Annotated in this window: 7 protein-coding genes; all 7 read left to right on the forward strand. The window is 53.8% G+C overall.

The genetic code is table 11. The features are described 5' to 3' along the window. Positions 1–1,786: 1,786 nt before the first annotated feature. Positions 1,787–2,539 (forward strand): RNA polymerase sigma factor, encoded by a 753-nt coding sequence (locus Pla100_RS30015; protein WP_146583050.1) that lies wholly within the window; start codon positions 1,787–1,789, stop codon positions 2,537–2,539. Between the two features lie 97 nt (positions 2,540–2,636). After that, positions 2,637–4,604 carry a protein kinase domain-containing protein gene (locus Pla100_RS30020; protein ID WP_197168355.1) on the forward strand — a complete coding sequence of 656 codons (1,968 nt, stop codon included), beginning with the start codon at positions 2,637–2,639 and terminating at the stop codon, positions 4,602–4,604. Positions 4,605–4,793: 189 nt separating this feature from the next. Next, positions 4,794–5,039 (forward strand): hypothetical protein, encoded by a 246-nt coding sequence (locus Pla100_RS30025; protein WP_146583054.1) that lies wholly within the window; start codon positions 4,794–4,796, stop codon positions 5,037–5,039. A 268-nt stretch (positions 5,040–5,307) separates the two neighbouring features. Further along, complete coding sequence (locus Pla100_RS30030) at positions 5,308–6,939, forward strand: terminase gpA endonuclease subunit (protein WP_146583056.1); 1,632 nt, start codon at positions 5,308–5,310, stop codon at positions 6,937–6,939. Next, complete coding sequence (locus Pla100_RS30035; RefSeq protein WP_231603815.1) at positions 6,936–7,187, forward strand: hypothetical protein; 252 nt, start codon at positions 6,936–6,938, stop codon at positions 7,185–7,187. The genes Pla100_RS30030 and Pla100_RS30035 overlap by 4 nt, the downstream gene beginning before the upstream one ends. A 287-nt stretch (positions 7,188–7,474) precedes the next feature. Continuing rightward, positions 7,475–8,074, forward strand: coding sequence for a hypothetical protein (locus Pla100_RS30040; RefSeq protein WP_146583058.1), 600 nt, complete (start codon positions 7,475–7,477; stop codon positions 8,072–8,074). Between the two features lie 117 nt (positions 8,075–8,191). Continuing rightward, positions 8,192–8,512, forward strand: a complete 321-nt coding sequence (locus Pla100_RS30045) for a hypothetical protein (protein WP_146583060.1) — start codon at positions 8,192–8,194, stop codon at positions 8,510–8,512. Positions 8,513–8,647: the final 135 nt, after the last annotated feature.

Genomic DNA, 8,647 nt, shown 5'->3' on the forward strand with positions numbered 1-8,647 from the left:
CGATTTTTCAATCCAGCGTCAGTTCCGATGATTGCGAATCGAAAACTGCTTCCGAGCAGACCGGTGAAAATATGTACCCGTAACAAAATTGCCTTCCCACTTGAAAACCATATGGCAGTCTTCAAAACTCACGCTTCGGGTTGCAATGCAAACTAAATCAACAGCCCGCTTGCGCTGAGATCTTTTACAAGATCCACTACATTAAATCGGTTCATTGAACGGTATTGGTGCCAAACCCGGACCAAAAGCCGAAGTTTCCAACAAAATTGGAAAAACTTCGGCTTTTCTCGCCGATATTTTGGCTCCCCGCTCCCCGCCTCAGAGGTCGTGCGGCATCTAAGAACGTGTTTTAAAAAGGGGTCTGACCCTCTCCGGCGAGGCCAAAAACCCAATGAAATCGACTCGCCTCCAAAGGGTCAGACCCCTTTTTAAAACACGCTCTAAGTCGTTTGCTGGCGGTTGGTTAGAGCAAAACAATGACCTTTGTGGATTCTTGAATTTCGCACAAACTGTGCGTTGCTAGCAAATTCAAAGGTCACACGGAGGTCATCATGAGCGTAACGGATTTGAGTCGAAAAAAACTCGCTTTAACGTTACCTTGGTGTCGGAAGTGAAGCCTATGATCCGATCGTGCTGCTCAAAATGGTGCGCTACCAGTATCTCAAAGGAAGACGGTCGCCCGTAAGTTGGTTCGAAGATGGCTCGCTCAATGGGGCGATGCAGTGGATTGGATCTGGCTACACGCCAGCACGCCGCATTTGGTACGAATTTCGTGATCGCCTTGGACGCGCCATTGAAGACCTACATGCGATTTGCTTAGCATCGCGTGAACATTAAGTGGTGGCGACTTTCAGTCGCCAAACCCTGAAACGTCGACTGAAAGTCGACGCCACGTTGAGAATCCATCACTTATTGTTCACGCGATGATTAGGGCCAGACGCGAGGACTGCGAGGTCGAGACGAGGGTTGGAATGGCCTGGCATCTGGATGTGTCGGGTGCGAGTGTTTCCCAATTTCTGACACGACTGAATTGGTCTCTTCATCCTACACATCTTTTTGACCCCCACGAACTCGTCTCGTGGGTGAATAAAGTTTGCAAGCTAGTGGTCTGTCAAAATTTAATTTTGGGGTGAGCCGAACGCGCTAGCGGGCTGTTGATTTAGTCCTCATCGAAACCCGAAGCGTGAGCGAGGGATACATACAAAGGACTTAATGGTGATGAATCCCTCGCTCACGCTTCGGGTTACGATTAAATCGACACGCCCCTAGCGTCGGGCGTCGAGCAATGCCCGCGGCTAGCGGGCTGTTGATTTAGTCCTCATCGAAACCCGAAGCGTGAGTGAGGGATACATACAAAGGACTTAATGGTGATGAATCCCTCGCTCACGCTTCGGGTTACGATTAAATCAACACGCCGCTAGCGGGCTGTTGTTTTAATCGTTTAACGGCAAGCCGCAGGCGACAGAGCTTGAGAACGCAGACGCCTGCGGCTTGCCGTTAAACGAAAACGCCCAATCGTGCACTAAATCAACAGCCCGCTAGCGCCGTCGGCTCACTTCACTAACCCTAAATATATATTTTGACAAAGCACTAGCGCTTCCTGCCAGACGAGCTGGCAGGGGAGCAATACATGAGGACTTGCGGGGCATAAAGAGCTGAATTGGTAGAGACACAGCACCGAATTCTGAGTTTTCTTCGGAAGTGGTGCATGAATTTGAGACCTGCACGTCTTTGCACGAACCAATGATGTGTGCGAAAAGTAGCCAATGCGTGTAAGCTACTCCGCATGAGAAGAAAAAGTAGTCGTACGGATTCTCAAAGTAACCCATTGGGCGAGTTCGCAACGACTTCATGGAGTCTCGTGATCGCGGCTGGAAATCATGTACACGAAGACTCGATTCAAGCCCTCGAGAAATTGTGTCAGGCCTATTGGCCACCACTCTACGCTTACGTGCGTCGACGCGTCGATGACAGCCATGAAGCTCAGGACCTAACGCAAGCCTTTTTCGAGCGGCTGCTTGAAAAGCACTACCTCGCCGATGCGAGCGCTGATCGCGGTCGTTTTCGCGCATTCCTCATCACGGCTTTCAAACACTTCCTCTCCAAAGAGTGGGACAAGGCGAAGGCGTTGAAGCGTGGTGGTGGACGACCGCCAATTTCTCTGGATTTCGCATCGGCCGATTCACAAATCTGCATCGAACCGGCTTCCGGCCTGACCGCCGAACAGCTCTATGACAAACACTGGGCGATCACGATGTTGACGCGGGTCATGGAATCTCTCGAGGCGGAGTTTTCCGCGAAGGACAAGGCAGATCATTTTGCAGAATTGAAAGGATTCATCCTGGGAGACCACGCCGGGACAACCTATGCCCAGGTCGCCAACCGACTGAACATGACCGAGGCGGCAGCGAAGAAAGCGGGTTCACGGCTTCGGCGTCGCTATCGAGAGCGGTTGCGTGAAGAAATCTGCCAGACGGTCTCCGGACCGGAAGAGATCGAGGACGAGATGCGTAACTTGCTTGCTGTTTTGGAGTTGTGAAGAATTAAAAAAACGAGGTCACCATTGTCCCTGTTTCCGTCATGAGGAGTAGAGAGATGTAGTCACTTGCCAATGGAGAGTCGGTATGATGGGCGAAATGAAGCAATGTCCAAAGTGTGGGGTCGATTTGCCGGAGAAATCTCCGGCCGGGATGTGCCCGAAGTGCCTGTTGGGAGCAGGGTTCGACAGTCTTGACGGCTCTCAGCCAACACCTGGCGGTACACAAACCAGTGCTCGACCGGGATCTTTCGTGCCGCTCAATGCCGAGTCGCTCGCGCCACACTTTCCGCAATTGGAAATTTCGCAGTTGCTCGGTCACGGCGGGATGGGGGCCGTCTACAAGGCCCGTCAAAAAAAATTAGACCGCGACGTGGCCCTCAAGATCGTCCGTCCGGAGTCGGCAAGCGACCAGACTTTTGCTGAACGATTCGGTCGCGAGGCTCGCGTCCTCGCCCGGCTTAGTCATCCGAATATCGTGGCGATCTATGATTTTGGTGAAGTGACAATTCCAGCATCCGATGGTGAGTCGGCCGCCCCGCTCAGGCTCTACTACTTCCTGATGGAATACGTGGATGGAACCGACCTTCGGCAAGTGATTGAGGGAGGCGAACTGCAGCCTGCACAGGCGCTCGCAATCGTCCCTCCGATCTGCGACGCCCTACAGTACGCGCATGATCACGGCGTCGTGCATCGAGACATCAAGCCGGCGAACATCCTGATCGATCGGCAAGGTCAAGTCAAAATTGCAGACTTCGGACTGGCCAAACTGGCGTCGGCTTCAGACCAGGATTTCACGCTGACGGATGCTTATCAAGTAATGGGAACGCCGCGTTACATGGCTCCCGAACAAATGAAAGGATCTCATGCCGTCGACCATCGCGCTGATATCTACTCGTTGGGGGTTGTCTTTTACGAGATGCTAACTGGACAGATTCCAGCCGGTCACTTTGCCCCACCTTCAAAGAAGGTCCAGATCGACGTTCGCCTGGATGAAGTTGTCCTCCGATCGCTTTCATCCGAACCAGATCGTCGCTACCAACAGGTCAGCGAGGTCAAACACGATCTCGATTCGATCGCCAAGAGTGACTTCGATGTCGAAGCAGCTCAATCCTCATCGGCATCGACGTCGTCAGGATCGAGCTATTCGGGTGGATCTGAAAATGGAACGGCAGCGGCTGACCACCCAATCCCCGGACGGCGACCGACTCGATCGGAGTTCTTCATTCTACTGGTTGCGACTGCCATTCTCTTTTTAGCGATGTTTAGCTGGCATTCGTCGCTCGATGCGGAACGTCTCGATGGTGATCAAGTTTCCGTCGGAGCAGTTACGTTGGAGTACTGGCAATTTGGCGTCACTGCAAGCCAAACGCCCTTATCGATTTGGCACTCGACTCTGGCATTTCGTGAGAAGGCCACTGGGTTAAACGCAGCGGACTGGTTCGTGGAAATTCCCAACACGTTTCTAATCGTGGCTGCGTGCGTCTTGATTGGAACCATCGTTGTCAGGCAATTCGGAATCGCTCCAAAATGGGCGGCGGCATTGTTGTTTCTGCTGGTGGCTTTCGGTGGAATGCTTCACTCCGGAATGGTGACTTGCGCTCTCTTGCAAGGAACGGGGCAATTGCGGCTGCCTCCCTTGTTAATGTGCATCGGGTTCGGTCTCGTGATCCTGATCACAGTGTTTCAAGCTGTTCACGATGCGTTAAGCCTCGACCTGGATCTTCAACATCGAATATCGGGGTTTGGGCTGCTCGTCACTGGGATCGCTGCCGTGGTGATCGGGCTCGGAAACCTGATTTTGGTTTTACTTGCCAGTACCAATTTGGTCCCCGATCAGGGCCTGCCGCCCAGCCAGGTTGATGTTGCACTCATTTTCGGGCTCTGCATCGCATTGCTCATCGCGGGAGGCGTGGTGATCTTTGGCGCACGAGCATTCCTAAATCGATCGTCCTTTACCTGGGCATTGATCGCAAGCATTTTCGGCCAACCGATCGGACTTTGGGCATTGTGGATCTTACAAAGTCGCGGCATACGCGAGACGTTTGGGAGGTACCAAACGCACTGATCCTTCCCGGTCGGACCGGCAATCTGGCACAGCAGGATTGACACCGACTGAAGAACGAGAAATACATCGGACTCTGGGCCTTGAAGAAGAGGCGGACCATGACTTCCGGTACCAAGAACACGAGTGGTCGTTGCCTCGTGCCGCTGGCAGTAGCGTTTAATTTGGTCTTCGTAACCGGCAGGTAACTCCATGATTGCTCCCAATCGTTGTCATTCAGCCGAAGTTGAACTGTGGCTTCATTGTGACGGGAAACGATACGAACTGGGACAGGTAGGCGGGGATATCATCCTGCTGAAACGGCCTGAACCGATTTCCGCCGGTGAAGCCTTGATCGAAACGATCATCAATGGACAATCCGATCGTTTTCCGATCGGCGTGATTCCCGACCAGCCCGGTGAATCCAGACGGATCACGTTTGCACCGTCCTCAACCTAGTGTGATCATTGTTACCCAATGCAAACTAGCGTTACAACGGATGGAATTGCCTAGGCTACCAGGCGATACACAAATGACTTCCCCTGCGACAGTCATTGACGTATATGAATATCCGCTCAACGGGATCGCTCCGCATTAAATGCTGATTGCTGAAACGGATGAGCGATTTTTTAGTGGTGTGATTATTTCAGCATCAATAATCACAGGACCACGTTTCTGATCAGCGCCAGCGATCCGGAACAGGTTAGTCACCAGTTATGAAGCTTCGATGAGACCGCGATCTCTCGATCGCGGAAAGATCCCCACCTACGGCGCGTGGTCCGGATCGCCCACCACGCTCGGCGACATCGACCCCAAATACGTCAACCTGCTCGAGGTGTCCAAATGGGTGCGCGAGCAAAAGAGCGAAGCCGACTCGATCGAACTGGCCCTCGCCCGTGGTAGCGAGATTCCGGATCGAAAGTTCATCGGCGAATCCACGCCGACCATCAAAGGAGCTTGCCGGATCACCAAGTTCGTCGAACGATCCTCCAACGAGTATTTTCACGTTCCCTGTCCGCATTGTTCCCACCATCAACGCCTCCGTCGCAACACGACCGGCGAGCGGAAAGACGGCGGATTGATGTGGGGCGGCGGTCCCGAGGAGGCGATCAATCCAGAGCATGCCTACCAAACGGCACACTACGTTTGCGAATCGTGCAACAAGACCATCGACGAGTCGCATCGACGCGGGATGATCCAAAAGGGCGTGTGGTGCGCCGCCGGCCAACGCGTCGACAAGACCGGCAAACTGATCGGAAAGCCAACCAACGGAATCCGCGAGCGATCGTTCAACCTATCCCGGATGTACGGTTGGACGTTCACGTTCGCCGACTACGCTCGAGCCTACATCGAATCGCTCAGCCTATCCGGTCAATCGTTCGCCAACGACTGGGAAGGCGAAGCGTGGGTGCCGCTCAAAGTCGAAATGAAGTGGGAACAACTCGCCAAGCGATTGTGCGTCGGCAACTGGGAGCTCGGCCAGGTGCCCGAGGGTTGCTACTTCCTGACATGTGCCATCGACGTGCAGGTCGATCACTTCGTTTGCGCGACGTTCGGTTGGGACAACCGTCAACGGGGATGCTTGATCCGACACGGGACGGTCGATACCTGGGATCAAGTCCAAGAGTGGATCCAGCGTCCGTACGAGACCCTCGACGGCGGTCCGGACATGCGAGCTCGAATGACGTTGATCGACTCCCGAGACGGTAACCGAAAGGACGAGATCATCGGCTTTTGCCGTTCGGTCAATGACGAGGCCGGTCCGCATGTTTATCCGTCGATGGGTGGCAATCACGGCAGCATGAATTTGCGGTTCTTCCGCAAGCTGGCGATCGATTCGGACAACGAGATCGGCAAGAAGGCCAAACGGAACATCGTCCCCGGCATCCACTTGATCATGATCAACACGACCGTCTTCCAGGAATGGATGGACAACGTGATGGTCAACCGCGAACCCGGTGACGACATGTCGATGATGCTGCCCCGGTGCCTGATCGAGGATCAAGACCTATTCGATCAATTGCTAAACGAGAAGCTCAACAAAGAGAAAGGAATCTGGGAGCACATCGACACCTTGATCCCCAACGACATGCGGGACGTGTTCCGGTACGGCCGCTGTGCCGCCGAGGTCCTGACCAACGGCAATTGGGCACGGATCCCAAAGAACCGGCCCAAGCAAGCACCGGAAACGGAAAAGCAGCGACATCAGCGACAAAGTCGCACGTTCGAGCAACTCGCTCGGCAACGTGAAGCGAAAAGCGAAAACAACCTATCCAAAAAGTCATTCGTCCGGCGACCTCAATCGCAGGGCCACTCGTCGACATCCAGCAAGCGGTTCGTCCGGAGGAAATCACTATGAGCCCCGAACTTCAAGGACACGAAACGCCCTCGACGGCCTGCCCCCGATGCGAAGAGGGCACGATGCGAGTCGAAACCACCCGAGTCCAAGAGAAGATCGGCACGCGAACGCAGTACTGCATCTGCAGCATCTGCCGCTACCGATTCAAGCGGATCGTTCCGATCCGCAATGCACCGGTCAGAAAAGGAATGGTGGAGTCGTGGGCCGAGCGTCGGGAACTCTGCCTACCCGAGTTACCAACCGATTAAACATGCCTTCCATCGAAAGCGTCGAGCTTCTTTACTGGCTCCATCGGGAGAGACGAATCCATCACCCGATGATGCCCAGACTGTCGTCAATGCGGAGGCAATACTGCCCCGACTGCCTGGTCGCACCAAAGCCCGCAGTGCCCCCGGCCTGCCAGTTTCTGACTAGATCGACGGGTGACAGCTGGGTATATTGACCAAATAAAACCAGGTGTATGAGTATATACCGGTTCAAACCTGTATAATTATTTTGTTACCCAACTGAAGCACCTACCACCAACGGAAATGCCATGCCTAACACTCCGCTCGGCACATCACTGCTATTCATTCTATTCGCAATGGTCGCACCGATTTCCATCGCCGACCAACCGAAGCAAACGACCGAAGAAAACGCAATTACGATTCGCATTGCCGGTGTTGGAATCGGCTCGACAATGGATGAATTCCTGTCACGGCTTCCGATGGCAGTGCCAGGTTCCGGCCCAAATGCTACACCAATGCGTGACGATCACTTCGTTGTCATCAACAACGGTAAGAACCAAGTCCCTACGGCTTACTTTCGCTTTCTAAAGAATGCTGTACTCAGCATTGAGATTCATTACCCGGCAATGGCTGTAACAGAGATCGCGGCAAGTACACCACTGCTCGACCAGTTCGTTAAGAGATTTGGAAATCCCGAGAAGCAATGGCGAAACGACAACCTTGATGGCGGTGTTGACATTTACACTTGGGCCTCGGACAAGCTATTCGTTTCATTAGCCTTGCATGACGATGGAACTGCCAAACTTTACACAGCAGGTACTGACCACCCGAAGCTCTATCCGCCTCAAGAACCCAAAACCACAGCACTTGGGATAGACCCCGTTGGTGCCGCAAAGATTGATGGGTAACCAAGCGGTGAACGGGAGCCGCCGGTGACGCGGGTTTTGAAATCATAGTTTTTTGGCGGCGGCCCCGTTACCGCCGTCGTTATCCGACTTAAATCCGCGTAAGAGATTCTTCGTAAAATGCACTCGCCACCCGGAGCGTTCCACCGCGACGCATCTTCGCGACTCAGGTACGAGATTGATTCGATCGACCAAATCGAATATCCGGAATACGCTTCACGCATTGCCCAGCACTTCGGGCTTCGTCCCGCCTGTGAACTCATCGCTGGCCCCGGCGAGATGTTCTGCGACTACACCGATGGCACAAACGAAATCGAGGTCGCGTGGGATACGTGGTCCGGTTTATTTGCTACTGCAAAATCCGAGGCATCGGAAACACTGGTTCGGTCAATTGCTGTGTACTTGGGCTACACTCCGTCGGACCAAGCAGACGGCGGATAACCACGACAATCGGGATAGGGGCCCGGTTGCCCGGGACCCCTCCCACACCACCGTACATGCGGGTCCGCATACGGCGGTTGAGCACGAGTTTTAAATCGCCATGTTGCCATGACGACCCAAGCCATTGGGACCGTT

This window comes from Neorhodopirellula pilleata (assembly GCF_007859915.1).
In the GTDB taxonomy this organism is placed as follows: domain Bacteria; phylum Planctomycetota; class Planctomycetia; order Pirellulales; family Pirellulaceae; genus Rhodopirellula; species Rhodopirellula pilleata.